This is a genomic window from Simiduia sp. 21SJ11W-1 (assembly GCF_024138675.1).
GTDB lineage: Bacteria > Pseudomonadota > Gammaproteobacteria > Pseudomonadales > Cellvibrionaceae > Simiduia.
In genome coordinates this window covers 70140-94542 of record NZ_CP090959.1, presented here as the reverse complement: position 1 = coordinate 94542, position 24403 = coordinate 70140, and the positions used below count along the sequence as shown (strand labels likewise).

The 24403-nt window shown below is 57.4% G+C and carries 29 protein-coding genes; 13 read left to right on the top strand and 16 right to left on the bottom strand.

Going from position 1 to position 24403, the window contains the following annotated elements:
- The first annotated feature begins 53 nt into the window (after positions 1-53).
- From L1F30_RS00505 to L1F30_RS00495, 3 genes are read left to right on the top strand one after another with little or no spacing between them, the layout of a single operon-like run.
- Positions 54-860 carry a DUF4349 domain-containing protein gene (locus L1F30_RS00505; protein WP_253358235.1) on the top strand — a complete coding sequence of 269 codons (807 nt, stop codon included), beginning with the start codon at positions 54-56 and terminating at the stop codon, positions 858-860.
- A 43-nt stretch (positions 861-903) separates the two neighbouring features.
- The gene (locus L1F30_RS00500; protein ID WP_253358234.1) at positions 904-1953 is read left to right on the top strand and encodes an oxidoreductase; all 1050 of its coding nucleotides are present in this window, start codon (positions 904-906) and stop codon (positions 1951-1953) included.
- Between the two features lie 33 nt (positions 1954-1986).
- Entirely contained in the window at positions 1987-2475 is a 489-nt protein-coding gene (locus L1F30_RS00495) for a GNAT family N-acetyltransferase (protein ID WP_253358233.1), read from the top strand.
- A gap of 1 nt (position 2476) precedes the next feature.
- On the opposite strand, the gene L1F30_RS00490 is transcribed toward L1F30_RS00495, so the two are convergent.
- The gene (locus L1F30_RS00490) at positions 2477-2908 is read right to left on the bottom strand and encodes a flagellar basal body-associated FliL family protein (RefSeq protein WP_253358232.1); all 432 of its coding nucleotides are present in this window, start codon (positions 2906-2908) and stop codon (positions 2477-2479) included.
- 138 nt (positions 2909-3046) lie between these two features.
- Here L1F30_RS00490 and L1F30_RS00485 point away from each other — a divergent pair, with 138 nt between their 5' ends.
- From L1F30_RS00485 to L1F30_RS00465, 5 genes are all read left to right on the top strand, one after another.
- Positions 3047-3535, top strand: a complete 489-nt coding sequence (locus L1F30_RS00485) for a disulfide bond formation protein B (protein ID WP_253358231.1) — start codon at positions 3047-3049, stop codon at positions 3533-3535.
- On the top strand, positions 3532-3885 hold the full coding sequence (locus tag L1F30_RS00480; RefSeq protein WP_253358230.1) for a CidA/LrgA family protein: 354 nt from the start codon (positions 3532-3534) through the stop codon (positions 3883-3885). The genes L1F30_RS00485 and L1F30_RS00480 overlap by 4 nt, the downstream gene beginning before the upstream one ends.
- Complete coding sequence (locus L1F30_RS00475) at positions 3882-4583, top strand: LrgB family protein (RefSeq protein ID WP_253358229.1); 702 nt, start codon at positions 3882-3884, stop codon at positions 4581-4583. Before L1F30_RS00480 ends, L1F30_RS00475 begins: the two co-directional genes overlap by 4 nt.
- A 75-nt stretch (positions 4584-4658) precedes the next feature.
- Positions 4659-5120 carry a sigma D regulator gene (gene rsd / locus L1F30_RS00470; protein WP_253358228.1) on the top strand — a complete coding sequence of 154 codons (462 nt, stop codon included), beginning with the start codon at positions 4659-4661 and terminating at the stop codon, positions 5118-5120.
- 95 nt (positions 5121-5215) lie between these two features.
- Positions 5216-6184: a WD40 repeat domain-containing protein gene (locus L1F30_RS00465; protein WP_253358227.1), complete on the top strand. Its 969-nt coding sequence runs from the start codon at positions 5216-5218 to the stop codon at positions 6182-6184.
- A gap of 47 nt (positions 6185-6231) precedes the next feature.
- Here the strand turns inward: L1F30_RS00465 and L1F30_RS00460 are convergent, their stop codons facing one another.
- Positions 6232-6969 (bottom strand): FKBP-type peptidyl-prolyl cis-trans isomerase, encoded by a 738-nt coding sequence (locus tag L1F30_RS00460; protein WP_253358226.1) that lies wholly within the window; start codon positions 6967-6969, stop codon positions 6232-6234.
- 68 nt (positions 6970-7037) lie between these two features.
- On the bottom strand, positions 7038-7514 hold the full coding sequence (locus L1F30_RS00455; protein WP_253358225.1) for a TIGR02444 family protein: 477 nt from the start codon (positions 7512-7514) through the stop codon (positions 7038-7040).
- 44 nt (positions 7515-7558) lie between these two features.
- Between L1F30_RS00455 and L1F30_RS00450 the strand changes: the two genes are divergently transcribed.
- The 3 genes from L1F30_RS00450 to L1F30_RS00440 all read left to right on the top strand — a co-directional run bounded on the left by L1F30_RS00450 (position 7559) and on the right by L1F30_RS00440 (position 12752).
- Positions 7559-9445 carry an ABC-F family ATP-binding cassette domain-containing protein gene (locus L1F30_RS00450; protein ID WP_253358224.1) on the top strand — a complete coding sequence of 629 codons (1887 nt, stop codon included), beginning with the start codon at positions 7559-7561 and terminating at the stop codon, positions 9443-9445.
- A 196-nt stretch (positions 9446-9641) separates the two neighbouring features.
- Entirely contained in the window at positions 9642-11597 is a 1956-nt protein-coding gene (locus tag L1F30_RS00445) for an autotransporter domain-containing protein (protein ID WP_253358223.1), read from the top strand.
- Positions 11598-11894: 297 nt separating this feature from the next.
- Positions 11895-12752: a universal stress protein gene (locus L1F30_RS00440; protein ID WP_253358222.1), complete on the top strand. Its 858-nt coding sequence runs from the start codon at positions 11895-11897 to the stop codon at positions 12750-12752.
- Between the two features lie 136 nt (positions 12753-12888).
- Here L1F30_RS00440 and L1F30_RS00435 read toward each other — a convergent pair whose 3' ends face one another.
- From L1F30_RS00435 to ftsY, 7 genes are all read right to left on the bottom strand, one after another.
- Positions 12889-14001 (bottom strand): OmpA family protein, encoded by a 1113-nt coding sequence (locus L1F30_RS00435; protein ID WP_253358221.1) that lies wholly within the window; start codon positions 13999-14001, stop codon positions 12889-12891.
- Positions 14002-14221: 220 nt separating this feature from the next.
- Positions 14222-14959, bottom strand: a complete 738-nt coding sequence (trmB, locus tag L1F30_RS00430; protein WP_253358220.1) for a tRNA (guanosine(46)-N7)-methyltransferase TrmB — start codon at positions 14957-14959, stop codon at positions 14222-14224.
- A 3-nt stretch (positions 14960-14962) separates the two neighbouring features.
- Positions 14963-15349 carry a DUF423 domain-containing protein gene (locus L1F30_RS00425; RefSeq protein WP_253358219.1) on the bottom strand — a complete coding sequence of 129 codons (387 nt, stop codon included), beginning with the start codon at positions 15347-15349 and terminating at the stop codon, positions 14963-14965.
- An 87-nt stretch (positions 15350-15436) separates the two neighbouring features.
- Positions 15437-16291: an RNA polymerase sigma factor RpoH gene (rpoH, locus tag L1F30_RS00420; RefSeq protein ID WP_253358218.1), complete on the bottom strand. Its 855-nt coding sequence runs from the start codon at positions 16289-16291 to the stop codon at positions 15437-15439.
- A gap of 124 nt (positions 16292-16415) precedes the next feature.
- Positions 16416-17399, bottom strand: coding sequence for a permease-like cell division protein FtsX (ftsX, locus tag L1F30_RS00415; protein WP_253358217.1), 984 nt, complete (start codon positions 17397-17399; stop codon positions 16416-16418).
- Positions 17396-18076, bottom strand: a complete 681-nt coding sequence (ftsE, locus tag L1F30_RS00410; RefSeq protein ID WP_253358216.1) for a cell division ATP-binding protein FtsE — start codon at positions 18074-18076, stop codon at positions 17396-17398. The genes ftsX and ftsE overlap by 4 nt, the downstream gene beginning before the upstream one ends.
- The gene (gene ftsY / locus L1F30_RS00405) at positions 18073-19110 is read right to left on the bottom strand and encodes a signal recognition particle-docking protein FtsY (RefSeq protein ID WP_253358215.1); all 1038 of its coding nucleotides are present in this window, start codon (positions 19108-19110) and stop codon (positions 18073-18075) included. The genes ftsE and ftsY overlap by 4 nt, the downstream gene beginning before the upstream one ends.
- A gap of 119 nt (positions 19111-19229) precedes the next feature.
- Here ftsY and rsmD point away from each other — a divergent pair, with 119 nt between their 5' ends.
- Together rsmD and coaD are read left to right on the top strand one after the other, a co-directional pair.
- On the top strand, positions 19230-19805 hold the full coding sequence (rsmD, locus tag L1F30_RS00400) for a 16S rRNA (guanine(966)-N(2))-methyltransferase RsmD (RefSeq protein WP_253358214.1): 576 nt from the start codon (positions 19230-19232) through the stop codon (positions 19803-19805).
- A 67-nt stretch (positions 19806-19872) separates the two neighbouring features.
- Positions 19873-20361: a pantetheine-phosphate adenylyltransferase gene (gene coaD, locus L1F30_RS00395; RefSeq protein WP_253358213.1), complete on the top strand. Its 489-nt coding sequence runs from the start codon at positions 19873-19875 to the stop codon at positions 20359-20361.
- Between the two features lie 17 nt (positions 20362-20378).
- On the opposite strand, the gene L1F30_RS00390 is transcribed toward coaD, so the two are convergent.
- The 6 genes from L1F30_RS00390 to L1F30_RS00365 all read right to left on the bottom strand — a co-directional run bounded on the left by L1F30_RS00390 (position 20379) and on the right by L1F30_RS00365 (position 24351).
- Positions 20379-20696, bottom strand: a complete 318-nt coding sequence (locus L1F30_RS00390; protein ID WP_253358212.1) for a hypothetical protein — start codon at positions 20694-20696, stop codon at positions 20379-20381.
- A 135-nt stretch (positions 20697-20831) separates the two neighbouring features.
- A complete protein-coding gene (gene mutM, locus L1F30_RS00385) occupies positions 20832-21644 on the bottom strand; it encodes a bifunctional DNA-formamidopyrimidine glycosylase/DNA-(apurinic or apyrimidinic site) lyase (protein WP_253358211.1) in 813 nt (270 codons plus the stop codon).
- Positions 21644-22351, bottom strand: a complete 708-nt coding sequence (gene tsaA / locus L1F30_RS00380) for a tRNA (N6-threonylcarbamoyladenosine(37)-N6)-methyltransferase TrmO (protein ID WP_253358210.1) — start codon at positions 22349-22351, stop codon at positions 21644-21646. Before tsaA ends, mutM begins: the two co-directional genes overlap by 1 nt.
- 66 nt (positions 22352-22417) lie before the next feature.
- On the bottom strand, positions 22418-22573 hold the full coding sequence (rpmG, locus tag L1F30_RS00375; RefSeq protein ID WP_183911376.1) for a 50S ribosomal protein L33: 156 nt from the start codon (positions 22571-22573) through the stop codon (positions 22418-22420).
- Positions 22574-22594: 21 nt separating this feature from the next.
- Positions 22595-22831, bottom strand: a complete 237-nt coding sequence (gene rpmB, locus L1F30_RS00370) for a 50S ribosomal protein L28 (protein ID WP_253358209.1) — start codon at positions 22829-22831, stop codon at positions 22595-22597.
- A gap of 173 nt (positions 22832-23004) precedes the next feature.
- A complete protein-coding gene (locus L1F30_RS00365; protein WP_253358208.1) occupies positions 23005-24351 on the bottom strand; it encodes an O-antigen ligase in 1347 nt (448 codons plus the stop codon).
- Between the last annotated feature and the right edge of the window lie 52 nt (positions 24352-24403).

Below are 24403 nucleotides of genomic sequence, written 5' to 3'. Positions count from 1 at the left end.
CCTACAACTTGATAAGCTCAGCGGCTCAAATAGCGTTATGCCACGGAGGCACAATGATGATGGGTAAATTGGGTATTGTTTTGACTATGCTGGTTACCTTGGCCAGCTGCAGTGCTGACACCAGCAAGGTGGTACAGGAGGATTTTGTGGCCTCTGGTGCGCGCATGATGGCATCGGCGCCGGCGCCACAGGCAAAAGAGCAAAGCCAGTACCTGGCCTATGAACACAGCCTCACCGTGAGCATGGCGGCCGCTAGTGTACCGGCTGCCTACGAGCAACTGGCGGCCGCCTGCCGTGAACAACCCCAAGCGCTGTGCACGCTATTAACTGCCAATTTGCATACGGGTGAATTTAGCTCTGCCCACTTGCGCATGCGCGTGGCACCCGATCGCGTGGCCGACACCCTTGCCAGCGCCCGTACACTGGGTGAAGTTACTCACCAAAACACCCAGGTAGATGATTTGCAAAGTGCCGTGGTGGATAACGACAAACGCATTGAAATGCTGTTGCGCTATCGCGACAAACTTGAACAACTGGAACAAACCTCGGCAGAGGAAGTGGAATCACTCATTCGCATTGCCTCTGAATTATCACGGGTGCAATCTGATCTTGAATACGCGCAAGGCGAAAAGGCGCGGCTGTTACAGCGCATAGATTTTCAGGTGGTTAATATTCATCTGCAAACCCAAACCTACACAGGGTTTTGGGCGCCCATTGGCCATGCCCTGGGTGATTTCGGCGAGCACTTGTCTGAAGGTATTGCCAACACCCTCATTGTGGTGGCCTACGCCATACCCGGCGTGATTGTACTGCTTGTGTTGTTGCTACTGGCGCGGGTATTGTGGCGAAAACTGCGCTAACAGCCGCTATATCCAGCAGCGCTGAAAAACAAGGAGCCGTTGTGTGACTATTAACGTTGGCGTGATTGGCTATGGTTACGCCGCGCAAACCTTTCACCTGCCGTTGCTTGCACAAACAAACGGCATGCACCTGTGCGCGCTGTTATCCAGCCAACCACACCTCACACTTGAAGGGGTGCAGCTATACCACCAGCTTGAAGAATTTCTGGCCCACCCGGGGCTGGATGCCGTGGTTGTAACCGCACCCAACGATGTGCATTTTGCATTGGGCGAGAAAATTCTTGCCCACAAGCTGCACCTGCTACTTGAAAAACCCATGACGGTCACTCTTTCGCAGGCGCAACAGTTAGTAGCCCTTGCACAGAAAAATGCGCGGCTGCTTACGGTATTTCAGAATCGCCGCTTCGATGGCGATTTTCTTACGGTGCAATCGCTTATTGAATCCGGGCGGCTGGGAGCGCTCAGGTATTTTGAATCGCGCTTTGATCGCTTTCGCCCCATTGTGCGCAACCGCTGGCGCGAGAATGCCGGCGCCGGTGCCGGTATTTGGTTTGACCTTGGGCCGCACCTCGTGGATCAGGCGCTGTGCCTGTTCGGCTGGCCAACGGCAATAACGGCACGCCTGAAGCAGATGCGCGAACACGCGCAAAGTGTGGATTATTTTCACGTGCAATTGCACTACCCGCAGCTGGAAGTGGTGCTGCATTCAAGCCCGCATTGTGCATCAGACGTGCAACGCTTTCATGTGGAGGGAAGTTGCGCAAGCCTTACAATTCATGGGCTAGACCCGCAAGAGGCGCAATTGAAGCAGGGCCTTGCTGCCGGCCGCCCAGGCTATGGTGTAAACCCTGATCGCTACGCAAAATTAAGCATTGGCGAGAGCCAGGCGGGCGGCAGCCACAGTGAACAACTGCCCATGCAAAAAGGCGCCTATGGCGAATTCTATCAACAGTGGGCATGTGCCATTCGCGGTGAAGGCAGTGTTCCGGTAAGCGGCGAACAAGCGCTGCAAGTAATGGCGCTGCTTGCATTGGCAGAGCAAAGCATGCAACAAATGCGCACGCTTGAATGCGCAAACCTCGCACCGAATTAACGCGCAGCCTGCCCTGCATAAACAGAAAATCCCATGACCTTTACACTACGCCAATTCACGCCCGAAGATGCACCCCAAGTGCTCGCCTTGAACGCGCAATCGGTACACTTTTTAAGCCCGCTGGATGCACCAAAGCTTGCCCGGCTCGCAGATGCCAGCGATCTGTTTTGGGTACTGGAATACCAGCAGGCGGTGGTGGGCTTTGTGATTGGCTTTGGCGCAGGCCGCGCCTATGAAAGTATCAATTACCGCTGGTTTAACGCGCGCCTGCAGCGGTTTTTGTACATCGATCGCATAGTGCTAAGTGATGCAGTACGCGGCCAAGGCCAGGGGCAGGCTGTATACAAAGCGCTAGTCGCGTGGGCGCAGGCCCATGAATACCACTGGCTAGCAGCTGAAATAGACATAGCGCCCGCCAACCCGGCTTCGCTTAAGTTTCATCAACAGCAGGGGTTTATTGCCGTGGGCGAGCAGGGCGTTGGCAGCAAGCGCGTTTCGCTGCAGCTGCGCCCGCTGGGGTAATTCAGCGTTGCACGATGAGGTTGTCGAAAAACACATCCACCACGCCGCTGTCTTCGCCTTCTTCGGTTTCAATCACCGTTTGAATGGCGCCCAGCGCGTCTTTACGCATTTGTTCTTTGCCTTCCTGGGTGTCTATCACCAGTTCTTCTTGCCGGCTCATTAAGCTCACCAGCGCATCGCGGATGGCGGGCATGTGGTGGCGCACACTTTGCGCAGCGCCAACGTCGTGCACGCGCACCGTCAGCTCGGCCTTGAGGTAGCGCAACCGCCCCGGGCCGCCGTAATTCACAACGAAAGGTGGCTGCAACGGGATATACAGGGCTTCAGGCTTGGCGGCGGCTTCGCCTTCTTCATCTTGCCCGTAACCGGGCGCCGCCAACAAGACGGCCACTAGGCAAATAAACACGATCAGGGAGAATTTCTTGGGCGCCATAATTAATCCGTAAACCAGTGCAGGAAAGCTTTTAGCATAGTCGCTCTGGCGCGTTTTTGAGGCGCGCATATTGTGCACAATACACTTTTCGCCTAGTGTGGCCGCCAGTTAATGCGCCAATTTTCCAAGGAGCCAGCCATGCTACCCGGCATTCGCCAAACCTATGTCATTGTTTTTCTGGGCTGTACCGGGCTGATATTGACCGCCCTGTACATGCAACACATGATGGACATGCACCCCTGCCCGCTGTGCATTACCCAGCGCATTTTTGTGATTGCCGTGGGGCTGCTGGCACTGGTAGCCGCATTGCACAATCCACAAGCACTCGGGCGCAAGGTGTATGGCGCCTTGAGCCTGCTGGCTGCGGTGGTGGGCGGTGGCGTATCCGCTCGCCACGTGTGGATTCAAAACCTGCCTGAAGATCAGGTGCCGGCCTGCGGCCCGGGCCTTGAGTATATGTTTGAAACCTTCCCTATCATGGAAGCGCTGGCGCTGTTGTTTCAAGGCGATGGCAACTGCGCCGATGTGGTGTGGAGCTTTTTGGGCTTGAGTATTCCCGGCTGGACGCTGGTAGCCTTTATTGGCCTGGCGATCATCAGCGGCTGGCAGGCCCTGCGCCGGGCGTGATTGCGGGGCTTTTGATTCTCATCGGCTTTCAGCTGGCCGGTGAACTAATAAGCCTGTGGTTGGATTGGCCCATTCCAGGCGCGGTGGTGGGCATGGTGCTGTTACTGTTATGCCTTCGCACAGCTTCCTACTTCGGCCTTGCAGGCTGGGTTTCGCCCACCGAGCGCGCAAGCCAGGCACTCATTAACCACCTGAGCTTGCTGTTCTTACCGGCCGGGGTGGGCATCTTCTTTTTACCGGCCGACCTGCAGGCCCAGTGGCCGGCAGTATTGGCAGCCATGGTGGGTGCAACCCTGCTGTGCATGCTGCTGAGTGCCTGGTTGCTGGGGCGCTTTGGGGCTAAAGGGTGAGCGAGCGCTTACACCTTTTGTTGGCACTGGGCAGCACCTTAGGCGCTTATCAAATCGGGCGCTGGTGCAACCAGCGCCTGGGCCAGCCCGCGCTCTTGCACCCACTCCTGTTGGCCTCAATTCTGTTGGCCACGGGCCTGTGGCTGGCCGATGTACCCTTTGGCTACTACCGCAGCCTCACGGGCCTGTTTGACCAACTGCTGGGCCTGGCCACCGTGGCGCTGGCTGTACCACTGCACCGGGAATTCCACCACGTGAAACGCTACGCGGGGCCCGTGCTGGTAACGGTGCTGCTGGGCAGTTTTGCCGCCTGCGGTGCTGCGCTTTTGGCGGCATTTCTGGCCGGTGGTCAGCCATCGCTACTATTGGCACTGGCGCCTAAATCTGTCACCACGCCCATCGCCCTTGGCATCGCCGAGCAGCTCCACACGCCGGCCGGATTTACCACCGGGGTTGTGATATTTACGGGCATTGTGAGCGCTGTGGCCGCACCCTGGGTATTTCGCCTGTGCCGCCTCACAGACCCGCGTGCCCAAGGCTTGGTACTTGGCCTCAATGGCCACGGCATTGGCACTGCACGGGCGTTTGAACTGCACCCCACAGCCGGTGCCTTTGCCAGCCTCGCCATGGGCTTCACCGGTGCCTTTACCGCGCTTTGGCTGCCTGCATTGGCCGAGGCTCTTGGGTTGCTTGGCTGATTAAGTCTTGCCGGCGTTCACGCTTTCCCCTACATTGATCACTCGTCTCGTCGAAAGCGTTAAGGAATTAGCGACATGCTCGAAAACTGCGTAACGGCCAAAGAACGTTGGGGTGGCGTCAGTGATATTATCGATCGCTGGCTGCAGGAACGTCAGGATGTGCTGGTTCTGTATTGCAAACTCTCAGACTACGATGCCTTCGAGCCAGAGCAGCATGGCGATGCCGTGCGCACCCTGTGCGAACTGCTGGTGGATTACACCTCGGCGGGCCACTTTGAGGTGTACAAGCAGCTGGTGGAAGAGGCCAAGGAATTCGAAGATAAGGCGGCCATTAAAGAGGCCGGCGAGCTCTACACCAAGATAGATCCAACCACCGACGTGATTCTGGATTTCAACGACAAGTACCAGGAAACCGACGACCTCGACGCCCTGCGCAACGATTTGTCGCACTTGGGTGATGCCTTGGAAACCCGCTTCGCCGCGGAAGATCGCCTTATTGCGGTACTGCACGACGCCCACAAAGACCTCGTGGTGTAAGCGCATCTCGCCCGGGGCCACTCGGGCGAAGCCTGCCGATATACACTATCTTTAAAGCCACTAGCCAATTGCCAGTTGCCTTAAGAGATACGCGTATGAAATGGAAAGCCGCAAGCCTTTTGCTGATCCTCTGGCTCACCGCGTGCGATTCAACGCCCACTCCCACAAAAAGTATTGAAGTTGCCAACAAGGGTGCACTCAGTGCAAGCCTTGATGCCACCGGGCAATACGCAGTGATCGGCTCCATTTTTGAAGGCGGCAGCCTCTGGCGGGTAACGGATTTCGAGCGCTTGTATAACTGGAACCACAAAGCCGGCGAGCAATCCACGCTGCACGCCAGTGCCTTTTCGGCTGATGGCCGCTGGGTTGCCACCGCCACCACCCACACCATTGTGTTCTGGGATTTGCAATCGGGCCAGGCGGTGCGCTTTTGGAATGCACCGGCCGAAATACTCGACATGGCGCTCACCCCCACGGGCGACTTTGCGCTGCTGGGGCTGGTGGATGGCAGCGCGGTTATCTTCGACATCAAACGCGGCGGCATAGCGCGCACCCTGCGCCACACCAACCGGGTGCGTAAGGTGTCACTCTCGGGCAATGGCAAGCTTGCACTCACGGGCTCTGAAGATCACACCGCTATTCTGTGGGATACCGACACCAGCACCGCCCTGCAAACCTTCCAGCATGAAGATGAAGTGCAGATGGTGGCCTTGAGCGAAGACGGCACCCGCGCACTGACCGCCGCCAAATATGACAAGGCCGTGCTGTGGAACCTGGAAACCGGCCGCGCCATCGGCAACATTCCGCTACAGGCCTCAATGGTTAAGCGCGGCCTGCGCTTTACTGCCGCGCGCTTTTCCAGCGACGGCAAACAGCTCATCACCGGCCGCCCCGATGAAATAGTGCAGCTGTGGGACGTGGCGAGCCTTAGCGAGCTTAAGCGCTGGCGCCTGCCCAAGCGCGAAACCCTACAGCCCACCGGCGCCTCTGTGTTGGCGCTGGCCTTTGCGGGCAACCACCATGTGGCCGTTGCCAGTAACGGCTTTATTCACATCCTTAAATAACAGGCAAAAAAAAGGCTGCCGCAGCAGCCTTTTTAATTACCGCGCGCTTATTTTGCGGCGGCTTCTTTGTCTTCCGAGGCTTCAACGCTCAGCAATTCCACTTCAAAAATCAGCGCCTGGTTCGGGCCGATGGGGCCTGTGCCGCCTGGGCCGTAGGCCAGGTCTGATGGAATGTACAACTCGTACTTGGCGCCCGGGCTCATCAGTTGCAGTGCCTCTGTCCAACCGGGGATCACGCCGGTTACCGGGAAGCTGACGGGCTCGCCACGGCTGTAAGAGCTGTCGAACTCGGTGCCATCAATCAAGGTGCCTTTGTAGTGCACTGTCACGCTGTCTGCGGTGGTGGGCTTGTCGCCTTCACCCTCGGCAACCACTTTGTACTGCAGGCCAGATTCGGTAGTTTGAACACCTTCTTTCTGCGCGTTTTCCGCCAGGAAGGTTTCGCTTTCTTTGAGGTTGCCCTCAGCTACGGCGTTGAACTTTTCTTCCTGCTGGGCCTGGGCCTTGGCTTGGAAGTCTTGCATCACTTGCTGCATTTCTTCTTCGCTGATACGGCTTTCTTTGCCGGCCTGAACGTCGTTAATGGCCAGTGCAATAGCGTTGGCATCAAGCTGGAAACCCTCTTGCTTGAACTGGCTCGCCATGTTGGTGCCGAACATGTAGCTCACTTTGGATTCCAGGCTTTCAAGCTTGGCTTCTTCAGCTTTTTTGTCTGCGCCACAGGCGGCCAACAATACAGACGCCAGAGCAATGCCTGATACCAGGCTGTGTTTCACTTTAATCATTATCTTCTTCCGGTTGGACCCAAGCTCCACACTGGCTTAGGCGTGCATGACGAGCGGCCAATACTAGCCTAGTTATCTGGGCCTGTTAAGCGCACCGGTTGCAGGGCGGCCACTGCTTGGCGCAAAGCGGGGAAACCGTCACATTCGGCCAGCTGGTAATGCTGTATGAGGCTTGCCAATGCAGAGTGGGGGCTGGGGAGCCAGGGCAGGGCGGCAAGCTTGTCGAGCACCACGAGCTCGGCCTGTAGTTCCGCCTGCTTGATACGCTCGCGGGCCTGTTCGGCGGCGGCGTCTTTGGTGGCGGCGACCTTGAATTCACGGCGCAGCTTACGCATAGGCCACACGATATCTTGCTCCCAGGCCAGCACCGGGGCTACCAGTGTCTGCAGTTGCGCGGGTTCGCAGCCCACCTTGCGCCAATCAAGCCAGGCGCAACACAACAACAGGGGCACGCTCACACCGTGACTGTCTTGCCAGTGCAGGCACTCGGCCTCAACCTCTGGCTGCCCGTACAGGCGCAAGGCAAATTCTTTAAATGTCTGCATAGATTCTACTGGTGGCCCTTGGGCGCGCTGATACAATGCGCGCCATGATTGAACTAAACCAAGTCAGCCTGCAACGCGGGCAAAAATTTTTGCTGGAGCAGGCCGACCTGCGCATCCATCCGGGCCAACATGTGGGCCTGATTGGCGCCAATGGTACGGGTAAATCTTCGCTCTTCCAATTGTTGCTGGGCGCGCTCAGCACCGATGCAGGCCACGCCCAGGTGCCGGCCCAGTGGCGCATTGCGCACATGGCCCAGGAAATTGAAAACACCAACCGCACTGCGCTCGACCACGTGCTGGATGGCGATACCGAGCTGCGCCGCCTGCAGGGGTTGATGGCCACCTGCGAAGGCGAAGCACTGGCGCGCGCCTATGCCGATATGGAACACATAGACGGCTATACCGCCGATGCCCGCGCCCTGCAATTGCTGGCCGGCCTTGGCTTTGCACCGGGTGATGAACTGAAACCCGTGAGCGATTTCTCCGGTGGCTGGCGCATTCGCCTGAATCTGGCCCAGGCACTTATGTGCCCCAGTGATTTGTTATTGCTGGATGAACCCACCAACCACCTGGATTTAGACACCACCCTCTGGCTTGAACAATGGCTCAAGCGCTACGCCGGCACGCTGGTGCTGATATCCCACGACCGGGATTTTCTCGATCAAACGGTAGATCGCATCGTCAACCTGGAAGGCCAGAAGCTGGTGCTGTATGTGGGCAATTACTCCGCCTACGAACGCCAAAAAGCCGAGCGGCTGGCACAGCAACAGCTGGCGTTTGAAAAACAGCAGGCGCGGGTGGCTGAAATTGAAGATTTTGTGCGCCGTTTTCGCGCCAAGGCCTCCAAGGCCAAGCAGGCCCAAAGCCGGCTGAAAGAGCTCGAGCGCATGGAATCTATCGCCCCTGCACACATAGATTCGCCCTTTCACTTTGCCATTCCCTGTTACGAGAAGGTCAGCACGCCGCTGGTGAGCCTGCAACAGGCGCAATTAGGCTATGGTGAAAAGCGCCTGTTTAACAATTTGAACCTCACCCTCTTGCCGGGCATGCGCATTGGCCTTTTGGGCTTTAACGGCGCCGGTAAATCTACCCTCGTAAAAGCACTCACGGGCGACCTGGCACCCTTGGCCGGCGAGCGCATTGCCGGCGAACACCTGCGCGTGGGCTATTTTGCCCAACACCAGTTGCAGGCGCTGGATCTAGACGCCACGCCCGCGCTGCACTTGCAACGGCTTGCGCCGAAGGCCAGCGATCAGGAAATTCGCAACTTTTTGGGCGGTTTCGGCTTTAACGGCGATCTGGCGCTGGCCAAGGTGCGGCCCTTTTCCGGTGGTGAAAAAGCGCGTTTGGCGCTCGCCATTATCGCCTGGCAAAAGCCCAACCTGCTGCTTTTGGATGAACCCACCAACCACCTGGATCTGGAAATGCGCCACGCCCTTACCGTAGCGCTGCAGGCCTTCGAAGGGGCGGTGGTGGTGGTTTCCCACGATCGGCATTTGCTGCGCAACACAGTGGAGGAATTCTGGCTGGTACATCAGGGCCGGGTTGAACCCTTCGCCGGTGACCTTGAGGCCTACCATCAATGGACCCAGGCGCTACAACAAACTGCCGCACCCACCGCCAACACCAGTGACGACGCCAATAAAGTAGACCGCAAGGCCCAGCGCCAGCAAGCTGCCGCCCAACGGGCGAGGCTTAAGCCGCTGACCCAAGCCCTGAAAAAGGCCGAGCAACAGATGGAAAGCTTTCAGGCCACGCTTTCCGAAGTGGAAGCTGCCATGGCCGATACCAGCCTTTACCAAGACGACCAGAAAGACCGTTTACACGCCTTGATTCAGGCCCAGGCCGAAGCAAAAGCAGGCCTTGAGGCCGCTGAGACGCGCTGGTTTGAACTCTCTGAAGAACTCGAACTACTGCAAGCCGCCGAGTGACCATCAGGTCAGCCGCGCGGCTGGCATCGCCTTGTGATCCCCCTTATGATCCAGAGCGTATCGGTGAAAAAACAACCATAAATCACTGAACCTATTCGGTTTTTGCGCAGCTTGCTCCACCGTGCTTGCCCACCGGCGAGCGCAATAATAATAAACATGCACACGACAGCCCATTGTCGTAATGAGGAATGACGCAATGAAGTTTCAGCACTCGCACGCCCTGACATCCACCCTAAAGCCCCTTGCCGCTGCACTGCTGCTTTGCAGCACTCAGGCATTGGCTGCATCCCCCTTTGACGAGCTTGTGGTATTTGGCGACAGCCTGTCGGATTCGGGCCAGTTTCCCGATGCCGGCGGCCCCATAAACCCGAATTTCATGGTTCCCGCCAGTGGCCTGCGCTTTACCAACCGCGTGAACGGCGCCGGCAGCGAAACCGACCTGGTAGGCGTGCAACGCCTCAGCCAGCAACTGGGGCTGGGCTACCTGGCCGCCTCTACCCCTTATTTGCCAAGCCCTGTCACGGGTTTCCCCGCGGGCACCAACTACGCGGTGGGTGGCTACACCTCGGCGCAAATCAAGGCATCCATTACCGATGAAAATGGCTCGGTGGTATTTAACCCCGCCGCTGGCCCCGCCAAAGTACGCGATGGCTACCTTGCCGAGTACGGCAGTGCCAAATCGAGCACCCTTTACTATGTGAACGGTGGCGGCAACGACGTGCTGGGCTTAACCAACCCGGCAGACCCGAACAACGTCACCAACATAGTGACCGCCGCCAATACGTTGGTAGAGGGTATTAACGCGCTGGCAGCCGCCGGTGCCGAGTACATCATGGTGTCTAACCTGCCCGATGTGGGCAATACACCTGCAGGCATTGGCTCGGGTGCCCAGCCTTTGTGGTCGCCCATGAGCAGCCTCTACAACGATACCCTCTACGCCGGCCTCACCGCTTCCAACGCCAATGTAATCCCGGTAGATACCCGCGGGCTCATGGGCGAAATTCTGGCCGAACCCGCACGCTACGGCTTTGTTGATGATGCCGTGCAAATAACCGCCACCTGTTACGACGGCTCTGGCGGTAGCTGCCTGGAAAACCCCGTGTATGGCATGCAGCAGGCGGGCAATGGCGACCCCACCAAACTCGTGTTTAACGATGGCGTGCACCCCACAGCCGCGGCGCAGCAGATTATTGCCGATTACATGTACAGCCTTATAAGCGCACCCCAAGAGCTTGGGCAGCTGCCAGTTCTGGGTGCAAGCCTGGTTGATGCCGACCACATAGGCCTCAAAAACCAGATGCAGGCCAATTTGGCAAGCCACAAGCTGGGCGCCGGCAATTGGCAAATCTTCGCGCGCGGCCAGGGCCACAACTTGCGCGCCCAAAATGGCTATGCAGATGCCAGCGCCGAACCCCGTGGTGCAGCGCTTGGCATGCAATACGGCCTGAGCGACACCTGGAGCCTGGGCCTGGCCTTCGCCTCTAACAGCGGTGATTTGAGCTTTGCAGAATCCGGAAGCGAGCTGGAAGCCCAAAGTCAGGCCGTGAGCCTGTTTACAGGCTTTAACGCCGATCGCCACTGGGCCAACGCAAGCCTGCACTTCGGCAAGCAAAGCTACGACAGCAGCCGCCAGGTTGCCCTGGGTGTGGCCACGCGCACAGAAACCGGTGATACCGACGGCAGCTCGCTGGGCTTCTCGGCGGAATACGGCTACAACATCTCACCCCATGCCACCTGGGATTACGGCCCCAAGCTTGAGCTGGCCTACCGCAGCATAGACGTCAACGGCTTCGCCGAAGACAGCGGCATGACCACCGCGCTGAATGTAGAAGACCAGGAGCACACATCACTCACCGCCGATGTGGGCCTGTTTGTACACTGGCGCGCCGATCAGCTGGTGGTTACCTCTGAGTGGGGCATTCGCTCGGAACTCAAAGGCGAAGACTATGAAGTCACCATGAGCAGCCAGACCCTGGCACTCAACGACTACTCACTGCCGGGCTACCGCCAGGATAAAGGCCAAGCCTGGCACGGCAATCTGAGCGCCAGTTACTACTTCACCGATGCAGCCGCCATCACCGCCAGCTGGCAAACAGAGCGCGGCGACAACCGCACAGATCTGTTGGGCCTGGGCGTAAGCGTTAACTTCTAAGCCACACGCGCAGCTTCGGCTGCCTGCCACTCACACCAGCGGGGCCCCAGCGGCCCCGCTTACCTTGCCCATCAATACCCCTCACCCCAATTGGCCGCAACCGCTAGCGTGAATACCCGCACTTAACCCTGTGTACCTTGCACCACGCTATAGCGGGTTCGCTGCAATTAGCGTTTTTATCAGCTGCGCGATTTTCTGCGCAACGCGCAAGGCCAAAGTGCGCTTTTTTGGTTACAGTAACGACAGATTTCACAAGTTTCGCTATTGTTGTATAAATCTTTCAATCAGGAACCCGCCATGAGTGCACAGACGTTATTGGTAGTGATAGATCCGGTCACCGATGATCAAATGGCGCTGCGCCGCGCCGTTAGCCTGGCGCTGGAAACCCAAGCGCAATTGCATCTGTTTTGCTGTACCTATTTAACCGATGACGAAATGGGCTCGTTCAGCTCCCGCAAAGACGCCAAGCACACCCAGGTCACCAGCACCAAGCAATGGCTGGAAGAGTTGGCAGAGCCTGTGCGTGCGCAGGGCATCAAGGTACGCTGCGAAGTGGTGTGGAATCAAAAGTGGGAAGTGATGGTGGCTCAGTCTGCGGGCCGCATTGGTGCCAAGTTTGTGGTGAAAACCAGCTTCAAACACAGCAAGCTCGAGCGCGCACTCAGGCGCACCTCAGACATCTATCTGATGCGTACCTCACCTTGCCCCGTGTTACTGGTCAAGGCTGATGACGATTGGCAAAACGGCATAGTAGTGGCCGCCATCAGCCTGGAAGACGGCCAGTCATCTCACGATCAACTCAACAACAAAATCGTAAGCCAGGCGCAACAGCTGGCCAATGCCACCAAAGCTGAATTGCACCTGGTTTCGGCGGTACACCACTCAGCGAATTTGCGCGATTTATTCCAACTCACCGATTCAGACGATCATCCACCGGCCGAAATGGTTGCCCAGCGTTTTGGTGTAGCCACTAATCGCGTGCACTTGGTAGATGGCGCAGCGATTGACGTCATCCCCGATAGCGTACAAAAGCTGCACGCCGATTTATTGGTAATGGGTACCGTGGCCCGCACCGGCCTTGCCGCCACCGTGCTTGGCAATACCGCAGAAAAGGTGCTCGACCAATTATCCGTTGATTTATTCAGCGTTAGCTAAGCGTTATTCAGGGTCAGCCTAATAGTAGGCGCGCAAAAAAGGCGAGCACTTGGCTCGCCTTTTTTGCGCTGCCCGTTTGCCTTGCAACAAACGGGCCTCTGGTTTAAACCAAAACTCTACGCGATAGCCTTGATAATCACTTGCGCAATTGGGTGGTTTTTTTCGATTGAACCGAGGCAACTACGCGTCGATTTTCCTCGCGCCCTGCCGCAGTTTCGTTAGAGGCAATCGGGTTGGCCTCACCGTAACCAACGGCGGTTACGCGCGCAGCGTCAATGCCAAATTGCTCGATCAGTACTTGGCGTACTGCATCGGCACGGCGCTGCGACAAGGCTTTGTTATAGGCCTCTGAACCACGGGAATCCGTGTAGCCTTGCAACTCAACTGCGGAATCTTTGTAGCTCTTCATAAACTCAGCCACCTCACCAATTTCAGCAAAGTAGGCGGGTTTTACAACCGCGGCGTTGTTATCAAAATTTACGCCCAGCTTTATTTCTACCGCTTCGGTGAGCGAGATAGCACAACCCTGGTCATCTACCTTTAAACCGCTTTCGGTATTGGGGCATTGGTCCAGGTAATCGGCCACGCCGTCGTTATCGGAATCTTGCGGGCAACCGCGGCTATCAACGGCCACGTTTGCAGGTGTTTGCGGGCAGGCATCGCGGGTATCTACCACACCATCGTTATCGGCATCAGAGGCTGGGGCTGCTTTCACAACCGGCGCCGGCGCTTTATCGCGCACGCCAAAGAAATAGGTGAGGGCGATGTTGGTGCCCAGATCTATGTGGCCGTCTTCAGAGCCGCGGATAGCGCGCATGTCACCGCGCAGCAAAAAATTGTCGGTCAGGTAGGCCTTTATGCCGGCGCCCGCGTTAAAGGTACTCTCGCTGTCGCTGCCGCCGCTGTATTTGTAGCGGTTTTTACCCATGCCCATCAAAAAATAGGGCTGCACGCGCTCATCGGTGCGAAAGTGGTACAGCGCATCTATATGCAGTTTTTGTGCATCTACGTCAAAATTTCCGGGATCCGTTTCGGTATCGTTTTGTACGTACATCGCCTCGATGCCCCAGCGATCGTTGATGCGATAGCCAAGCGCGCCCATAAGGCCGGTGCTGTCTTCAAGATCGCGGTTTTTATCCCAGTTGGTGGCGTTCACACCGGCTGATACTTCAAAGCCCATTTGGTCTGCATACCCATTGCCGGCAGCGATGGCGCACGCCAATGGCAACATCATTAAAGCCTTTTTCATTTCGTCTCTCCATGCATGATCTTTAAGTAGAAAGTATGAGCGCACAATAGGTTTGCGAAATCACCACACTTTATCCATAAAAAAACCGGCTTTGCGATGAAAAACACTCACCACTGACGCCAGTTTTCCAGGGGCAGGCCCTCATTATTGTTCTAGCCGGTGTTCGGCGCTGCGAGGGATTGTGGGCAAGGCCCGAAAGATTTGCAAGAAAACCCCGCGCTTAGGGGGTTTTCTCGAACAGAAGATCCCATACGCCGTGGCCCAGGCGTTCGCCGCGCTTTTCAAACTTGGTAATGGGACGGTAGTCTGGCCTTGGTGAAAACAAATACTCACCGGCCTGGTTTTCAAACCCCGGCGCCTTGCTCATGACTTCCATCATGTGATCGGCATAGTGCTCCCAATCGGTGGCCAGGTGAAACACGCCACCCGCTGCGAGTTTGGTGCGCACCATTTCGGCAAATGCCGGCTGCACAATGCGGCGCTTTTGGTGTTTCTTTTTATGCCACGGGTCTGGGAAATACAGTTGAAAACGGGCCAGGCTATTGCTGGCTATGCAATCTTCCAGCACATCGTTGGCATCGGCCATGTACACGCGCAAGTTGGTCACTTGTGCCTCGGCTGCGTTATTTAACAAGCGCCCCACACCGGGTGGATGCACTTCAATACCAATGAAGTTTTTATCCGGTTCGGCCTGCGCCATGGCCAGCAGGGAGTCACCCATGCCAAAGCCCACCTCAAGCACCAAGGGAGCCTTGCGGCCAAAGGCGGCCTCGGCATCCAAGGGGCCATTAAACAAACTCAGGCCGTATTGTGCCCACTGGCGCTCAAAGGCGCTGCGCTGCGCTGGCGTCATGCGCCCGGCACGAATCACAAAGCTGCGGATGGATTTCTTTTTGTATTCCGGTCTGGGGGTAAAGCCGTGTTCGTCTTCCACACCGGGCAGGGGAGTTGAATTCATAATTCACCGTTCTGGAGCCGGCAGGCGCAGGGCGTAAGCCACCACACACAGCCAGCCGATCATTAACAAAAGGCCACCGATCGGGGTAACTGGCCCAAACCAGGCGGGGGCCCCGAGTGCCAGCCCATAAAGGGAGCCTGAAAACAGCGCAATGCCCGCAAGCAGGCTGTACACCGCAAGGCGCAGCCGCCGGGCCGGATCTGCCAGTAGCCGCAGGCACAACGCCAGCGCCAACAGCGCGTGCAGCTGGTGGTAGTGCACTGCCGTGCGCCAGCTGCCCAATTGCGCCTCTGTCAGTACCGATTTAAGACCATGGGCGCCAAAGGCGCCCAGCAGTACAGACACAGCGCCCACAAGCGCCGCTGCAATAAGTAAGTGTTTGGTGGCCATCAGCCAAGCCTTTTTCTTTCGGGGGAGGGTACAGTGCCAAAAAGAAAGCCGCGTCTAGGCGCGGCTTACGGTGTGCGAAGGGGGCGTTTAGGCCTCCATCATCGCCTTCACTTTCTTCATGGCGTTTTTCTCAAGCTGGCGAATACGCTCTGCAGAAACGCCATAGACATCGGCCAGATCATGCAGGGTTGCCTTGTCTTCGTTCAGCCAGCGGCGCTGCAGGATATCGCGGCTGCGATCGTCCAGCTGCTCCATGGCAAGCTCCAGGCTATTGACGTTGGAGGCTTCCCAGTTGGCATCTTCAAGCTGCTTGGCGGGATCGTAGCGGTGATCCTCCAGGTAGTTGGCCGGGGCCTGGTAGGCGCTGTCGTCATCGTCGTCGGCACCGGCATCGAAGCCTGCATCGTAGGAGGATAAACGGCCTTCCATTTCGTAAACGTGTTTTACGTCTACGTCTAAATCTTTTGCAATGGCGCGGGCTTCATCGTGCGAGAGCCAGGCCAGTTTCTTTTTGGCGCCGCGCAGGTTGAAAAACAGCTTGCGCTGGGCCTTGGTGGTGGCCACTTTCACAATGCGCCAGTTGCGCAAAATGAACTCGTGAATCTCGGCTTTGATCCAGTGCACGGCAAAGCTCACCAGGCGCACACCGCGCTCGGGGTTAAAGCGCTTGACGGCTTTCATCAAACCCACGTTGCCCTCTTGGATCAGGTCGGCCTCGGCCAGGCCGTAGCCTGAGTAGGATTTGGCGATATGCACCACAAAGCGCAAGTGCGCCATGACCAAGCGGCGGGCAGCTTCCAGATTTTCATGGTAGTAGAGCTCTTCGGCCAGCTGCTTCTCTTCCTCAGCCGACAGAATAGCGAACCCGTTTACGGCCTGAATGTACGCATTCAGATTGGCACCGGGGGCCAAAACGCCAACAGGTTGCAGACTTTTACTCATGTATACCTCCAAAAACAACCGCGTGAGTGTAGCACTACCGCATTTGACTGCCAACCGAGTAAAAAATTCACTCAAAACCGCCATTTACGGGGTTAAACAGGGCGATTACAGCCAATCATTCCCCTTATTGGGGCTTGATGTCGCGCAAATGCCGGTCAACGGCCAACCACGCACCCAACCAACCTATCATTAGGGCAATCAACAGCAATATCAAGCTTTCACCAAACGCCAGCCCCTGCAGGGCAAAGGCGCTACCGTAGCTGCTGGCCAAGGCCGCCACCGGGGCCGACACCAGCCACAGCCCCAGCTGGGTTAGCAGCAACGCCCAGAGCCCGCCGCCCAAACCGTACCAAAGGCCGGTGTAGAGAAAGGGCCGGCGCACGAAGGCATCGGTACCGCCCACAAGCTTCACTACGAGTATTTCCTCGCGCCGGTTTTCAATGGCCAGGCGCAAGGTGTTGCCAATGGCCAACAACATGCCCAAACCCAGCAAGCAGCCGAGCCCCAATGCAAAGCGCTGGCCGAGTGCCATGAGCGATTGCAGCCGGGTAAGCCAGGCTAAATCCAGGCGCACTTCATCCACAATCACGTCATCGGCCAGCGCATCGCGCAGGGCCGCCAGCGCCTTGGGGTCTGTGTGTTTGGGTTGCACTAGCAGCGCCCAGGGCAGCGGGTTCGATTGCATGCCACCCACGGCGCCGGCGAGGCCCGTTTGGCGGGCAAATTCAGCCAGGCCCTGCTCGGGTGATACCGGCTGCACCTGTAAAACGCCCGGCAGCTGCTGCCAGCGCGCAACCAGCGCCTCTACGGCGGCGGGCCTTACGCCGGGCTTTAAATAAGCTGACATCTGATGGTTGCTGGCCCACTGGCCTGACAGCTGGCCCACGTTGGCTAGTGCCACATATAAAAGTGCCGGCAGCGCCAGCGCAATACCCAGCATCAATACCGTAAGCAGGGTGCGCACGGGCACCACCAGCAGCTTTTGCAGGCTATCGCGGGCAGATAACACGTGGTGCTCACGCCAGGCCCGGGCGCGGTCGTTGACGCCGGCCTTTTTTAACCGGGCACCTGCGCGCGGGGCGCTTATAGGTTTTCGGGGGCTATTCATGGCGGGCCCCCTGCATATTGGCTGTCGCCGTACAACTCACCTTCGCGCAACGCCAGCACGCGCTTGCGCTGGCGCTTGAGCAGGGCGATATCGTGGCTGGCAATCAACAGGGTGACGCCCACTTCATTGAACTGGCGAAACAGCTCCATGATTTCCGCCGAGAGCTCCGGGTCCAAATTGCCCGTGGGTTCATCGGCCAGCAGGATTTTAGGTTTGTTCACCACCGCCCGGGCAATGCCCACACGCTGCTGTTCGCCGCCGGAAAGCTCCAGCGGAAAGCGCGCCTCCTTGTGCAGCAGGCCCACCTTGTCGAGCGCTGCGCGCACGCGGCGGCCCACATCAGAGGGGCTGAAGCCCGCAATAATCAGGGGCAGGGCGACGTTATCGAAAACCGTGCGATCAAACAGCAATTGGTGATTCTGAAATACCACGCCGATCTGGCGGCGATGGTAGGGGATATTGCGGTCGGCCATGCGATTGAGGTTGGTGCCGTTCACCAGCACCTGGCCACGGCTTGGGGTTTCCATGGCCATGATGAGTTTCAGCAGTGTACTTTTACCGGCCCCTGAGTGGCCGGTAAGAAAAACCATTTCGCCTGCGCTTATTTCAAAGCTGACATTTTTAAGCGCTTCAAAGCCGTTGCTGTAGCGCTTGGCAACCTGGTCGAAGCGGATCATTCACCACCCGCTTCGTCGCCAAAAAGGCCGGCAATAAAAGGCGCGGCCTTAAACGGTTGCAGGTCGTCTACGCCTTCACCCACACCAATAAAGCGCACCGGCAGGCCAAATTTTTTGCTGAGCGCGAAAATCACCCCACCCTTGGCGGTACCATCGAGCTTGGTGAGTGCAATGCCGGTAACACCAGCGGCCTTGGTGAACTCCTGGGCCTGACTCAAGGCATTCTGGCCGGTGCCGGCATCGAGCACCAAGAGCACTTCGTGCGGGGCGCTGACATCCAGCTTGGCCATCACCCGCTTGACCTTGGAAAGCTCCTCCATGAGGTTACTTTTATTGTGCAGCCGCCCGGCGGTATCGGCGATGATGACATCTATGCCGCGCGACTGGGCCGAGGCAATGGCATCGAAAATCACCGAGGCACTGTCGGCCCCGGTGTGCTGTGCCACCACGGGTACCTGATTGCGCTCGCCCCACACCTGCAGCTGCTCAACGGCGGCGGCGCGGAAGGTATCGCCGGCGGCCAGCATCACCTTATGGCCCTCACCTTGCAGGCGCTTGGCCAATTTGCCAATGGTGGTGGTTTTGCCCACGCCGTTGACGCCCACCACTAAAATCACATAGGGCTTTTTGGTGGTATCGATCACCAGCGGCTGCTCAACGGGCGCCAGCAGCTCTTCAAGCTTTCGGCGCAGCGCCGCCAGCAGTGCCTGTGGGTCGCCCAGCTCTTTGCGGGCCACACCCTCGGTGAGCGATTCAATGATATCGGTGGTGGCATCAATGCCGACATCGGCCACTAGCAACTGGGATTCCAGATCTTCCAGTAGCTCATCGTCAATTTCTTTCTTGCCCAGAAAAAGGTTGCCCATCCCTTCGGCAAACTGGCTGCGGGTGCGGCTTAGGCCTGCGCGAATACGGGCGAAAAAGCCTGGCTTATCGGCCGGCTGGGCAACAGGCGGGGCCTCGGGCGCGGGGCTTGGCTCAGCGGCCTCGGCGGGCTTGTCGGCATCCTTTTTCTTAAACAACTTTGAAAACATGGGCTTCACTGCGTCACAGGCGTTAAAATGCGCAGCCCACGGCCAAAGCCAGGCTGCGAAAGGCCGCTATCCTACCATCCTTAGGAACGTTTGAGAGGAACATTTGAGTTGACCCGCCCATGAAAAAGCGCGCCCCAAAAGCCCCCGCCCAACAAGGCATGCTGCGAATCATAGGCGGCCAATGGCGCGGCCGAAAACTGGCCTTTCCCAGTGTTGACGGCCTGCGCCCCACCGGCGACCGGGTGCGCGAAACCCTGTTTAACTGGCTGCAAATGGACATACCCGGCAGCCGCTGCCTGGATCTGTTCGCCGGTGCCGGCAGCCTGGGGCTTGAAGCCTTATCGCGCGGTTGTGCGCACTGCACACTGATAGAAAAAGACACCCACGCCCACCGGCAATTGCGTGAAAACCTGAACCTGCTGGGCGCAAGTGATGCAGAGCTTGTGCACGCCGATGCCCTCAACTGGCTTGCCGGTTATCAAGGGCCAGGCTTTGACGTGGTGTTTATCGACCCGCCCTTTAGCGCAAACCTGTGGGCCCAGGCGGCGGCAGGCCTTGCCGATCACCTAAACCCCGGCGCCCTTATTTACCTGGAGGCGCCCGCCCAAAGCAGCGTTACCTGCCCCCCGCATTGGGCCCTGCACCGCGAGAAACGGGCCGGCGATGTATGCTACCGTCTATACCACTGCCTATGACAAAAGCCTGCATCTTGCTACTATCCGACGCCCGCCCATCAACCGGCACAATGAAACAGGAATTTTAATGCGTACAGTCGTCTACCCTGGCACCTTTGATCCATTAACCAATGGCCATATCGACTTGGTTGAACGCGCCTGCAAGCTGTTTGATCGGGTGATTATTGCCATCGCGGCAAGCACCAAAAAAAATCCCCTGTTTACCCTGGAAGAGCGCGTCGCACAGGCCGAACAGGTACTGGGGCACCTGCCCAACATTGAAATCTGTGGCTTTGATATTTTGCTGGCAGATCTGGTGAAGCAGAAGCAGGCCCAAGGGGTTTTGCGGGGCCTGCGGGCAGTGTCAGACTTTGAATACGAATTTCAGCTGGCCAACATGAACCGCGCCCTAGCGCCGGAAATGGAAAGCCTGTTCCTCACGCCGTCTGAGCACTTGTCGTATATTTCTTCTTCGCTGGTGCGCGAAATCGCCTCGCTCGGCGGGGATGTGAGCAAATTCGTCCACCCATTGGTGGAAGAGGCATTAACCAAACGCTTTAAAGAGCGCCAGGGCTGAGCCTGGCGCAACTTACACTACTCGGTGTCGTGCTGGTAGCCGGGCTGGGTGCAACCCAGGCAGCGCACAAAGGTTGCTTCACCTGGGCCTAGCACAAGGGTATTCGCCGCTTGCTTGACGTTGCCGCCAGCGGCAGAAAATGGCAAAGACACCACAAACGCGGCGGTTCCCAGCACAGTGATGCCCAGCATTACCGGCCTCACCAACACCAAATCAGCGGTCATCGCCAGCGCCGTTGGCTCTTCCAGATCACCGTCTTTCGCCAGTGCCACGCTTGAAAGCGCCAGACAGGTGGTGAAAGCGATTGCCTTCACACTCAATTTTTTAACGTTCACAGTGTGTCTCCTCGTTGATGTCCTGCTGCGGCCTTGCTCACTCAGTGCGCTACTGCGCCAACCAGAACGAAAAAGAACATTCGATAATTTCAAAGCCATCAGAGGCTTACCGGCGATAGCTAAAGTGCAGTGTAGCTAGCGTTGGCACTGGGCACAATATACCGTGGCCCGATTATTGACGCGAACTTCTTTCAACAGGCTGTGACAGATTCGACAGGCCTGGCCGCCACGGCCATACACATAGAGCTGCTGCTTGAAGTAACCCGGCTTGCCATCACCGCCCACAAAGTCTTTAAGGGTGGTGCCGCCCTGGGCAATGGCCGCCGCCAGCACTGCCTTGATGTGTGCCACAAGTTTAGCGGCCTTCGGGCGCGTAAGGCTGCCGGCGGCAGCCCTGGGCCTAAGGCCTGCCAGAAACAGCGCCTCGTTAGCATAGATGTTACCCACACCCACCACCAACTGGCTGTCCATAATAAAGTTTTTGAGGTTTTGCTTGCGCCCGCGGGCGCGCTGGTAGAGGTAGTCTGCGTTAAAGGCCTCAGATAAAGGCTCGGGCCCCAAATGGGCGAGCAGTTTGTGAGCATTTACATCGCCGCAAGCCCAAAGCCAGCAGCCAAAGCGCCGCGGGTCTGTATAGCGCAGCGCCTGGCCGCCGAAACGCAGATCTATGTGATCGTGAAAACCTGCCGGCTCCTCTGCCTGCACCATGCGCAGGCTACCGGACATCCCCAAGTGCACAATTAGGTGGCCATTGGTGAATGCCAGCAACAGGTATTTGCCGCGGCGGCTGATCGACTTAAGCGTGCGCCCGACAACATGGCTTGCCAGATCATCGGGCACCGGCCAGCGCAACTGGCCGTTGCGCACCACAAGCCCGGTTACCCGGCGCCCCTCTGTGTGGGGGGCAATGCCGCGCTTACTGGTTTCTACTTCAGGCAGCTCGGGCATTAACTGGGCTCCGTTGTGTCACCTTCAATGGGCGTTAGCGCCACCACCTGGGCCGCACCCGAGACGAGGTAGCGCCATTGCAGATTAAAATCCAAAAGATGCATGCCGTAGATGCGTTCAGGGTCGATTTGTTGATAGGCGGGCCTTGGATCCTGGCTCAACACTTCGCGCACCAGCCGTGCCACCGGCTCTGGCACCGCCAGAGCCTCCGGTATTTCCACAGCTATCAACGCTGGCGCAGTAGGCGCAAGGGCGTTGGACGCCTGGGGCAGGGCATCGGCGTAGGGCACGTAGGGTTTGATATCCAGCACCGGCGTGCCGTCTACCAGATCTGCACCCGCCAACCACAGCCGCACACTGCCCGCTGCCTGCTCAATCTTTAACAACTGCACAACCGAAAGCCCCAAACGATTGGGGCGCACGGGCGAGCGGGTGGCGAACACCCCTACCTTCTGGTTGCCGCCGAGCCTCGGTGGGCGCACTTTCAGGCTTTTGGGTTCGGGGCTTAAGTGGAATACGAACTGCAGCCACAGGTGGCTCACTTGCTCCAGGCCCTGTACGCCATCGGGGGAATTGTAGGGCGGCAACAGCTCCAGGCAGGCAAGTGCTGACGGCGCCAGTGCAGACTGGCGGGGCACACCGAACTTTTCCTTGAAGCAGGAGTGAATAATGCCGATGGGCGAGACTTGGAAGTGGGCCTGTGTCATACCTGGGCCTTACTGTTAGGCACAAAAAAGCCCGGCATTACCGGGCTTTTAGGGAGGGTAGATCAATTACTTGATCTTGCCTTCCTTGTATACAACATGCTTGCGAACAACGGGATCAAATTTTTTGATCTCCATTTTCTCTGGCATGGTGCGCTTGTTTTTGTCGGTAGTGTAAAAATGACCAGTACCGGCAGTTGAGTTCAAACGAATCAGATCACGCATGGTTATAGCTCCCGCTTAAAATTAAACCGCTTCGCCGCGCGCGCGCAGATCGGTCAGCACCTGCTCGATGCCACGCTTGTCGATGATGCGCATGCCCTTGGCAGATACGCGCAGCTTAACAAAGCGCTTTTCTGACTCAACCCAAAAACGGTGAGAGTGAAGGTTTGGCAAAAAACGACGCTTGGTGTGGTTTTTCGCGTGAGAAACATTGTTACCAGTTATCGGACGCTTACCCGTAACCTGACATACCTTAGACATCGTGTTGCCTCGTTCAAAATCGTGCCCTGGCCAACAATATGACGCAGAGGTTGCAAGAAATCTGTTAAATCCGGGCCGCCCCGGCGGGCGCCAATGGGTGCCCCAGCTCAAAGAGCCGCGTTTTATACCAGAAGGGGGAGGGGTATGCAACATAATTCATTATTTTGGGTTATCTAAGGCCCGGGGCTTTGCGTGACCTGCGTCTGCTTTGGACACCATATACAGCTGATAACACCACCACAAATAAGCGCAAATACCAGCACACCGCTGGAATAGTACATATAGGATTCAAACAGATTGACCACGGCAAAGTACGCCATAAACGCCACAAAGAAGTTAAAGAGATCCCGCGGAATACGCCCGTCCTTGCACGCCGATTTGGCACCATATAGCAACCAGCCCCACAGACTGAGCAATAACGTAAAGCCCAAGAGACCGAAGTTCACCAGGGTATCCATGTAAGAGCTGTGCAGGTGCCGGGTGATATCTTTAATTCGCTGAGGGAGCTGATCAGTTTTTTCTATCACAGCTTTGCGCCCCTGCCCGCCCCATCCTACAATCGGGCGCTCTTTGATCCAAGGCACGGCCGCTGCCCAGGAGCGCAAACGGATACCCGATGACGTGGTGGCATCCTCTATTGGCTGACCCTGCACCACTTTACCCAGTACATCTGCTTCTGCTTTAAGTCGATCCACGACAACGCCTGATTGACTTGCAAATAGTGCAACCAGCATTCCGGCAGCTAGCAAGATCCATCGACGGGCCGAAGCTGGCGCCCTGCGGCGCGCCAGATCAAGCCCCATCAATCCACCAAGGGTCACGAAGCCGACCAAGAGCCCCAGCCAAACACCCCGGGTTTGCGTAATCAGCACAGCCACCATAATAAACGCCGTTACCAACAGCCAGATAACGAACATCACAGCCTTCGGCGCACCACTGGCAATCACGCGGGGCATAAACGCAAACATTCCCAACAAGGCAACGCCAAAATACAACGCAGTATGCTGAGCGTTGTGGAGCGCAAAATCGATTCGGAATCCATTGAGGCCACGGGAAATTTCAGCCAAACCTCCACCACTCAACCATGGGGAGAGCAACAGGGCCAAAACCGCAGCGCCCCAAACCCAGAAAATGGCACGCAGATGCCCGCCCATGGCCAGGGCAAAGGGAATGGCCAGCAGCCAATTGGTCAACCGATTGACCTTTGGCGACCGCTCCGCAATCTCGGGGTGAAGCCAATGACCCACCCCCCAGCACAGCAGAGCGATCAGGCAGGCTGCCATTAAAAACAGCATGGGTGCAGAGCGCCAAAGGGGCTTAGGCGCAAAATACATGGCGGGCAGAATGCTTAACAAAAACACATCGCGGAGATCATCGGCACTCTCGCCAAAATTAATCTCCAAAAATGCACCCAATATGGCCAGCCCCAGCAACCATCCAGCTAAAAGTGGATGGCCAGTCAGGAACCTGTTTTCGGGCAGATATCCAGCGATACCGGTGAAATGTTTTGCGCCAATCATCCCAGCAACCCCATTACCTGGGGGGCTAATACCCGGTTTGCCCTGGTGGTAA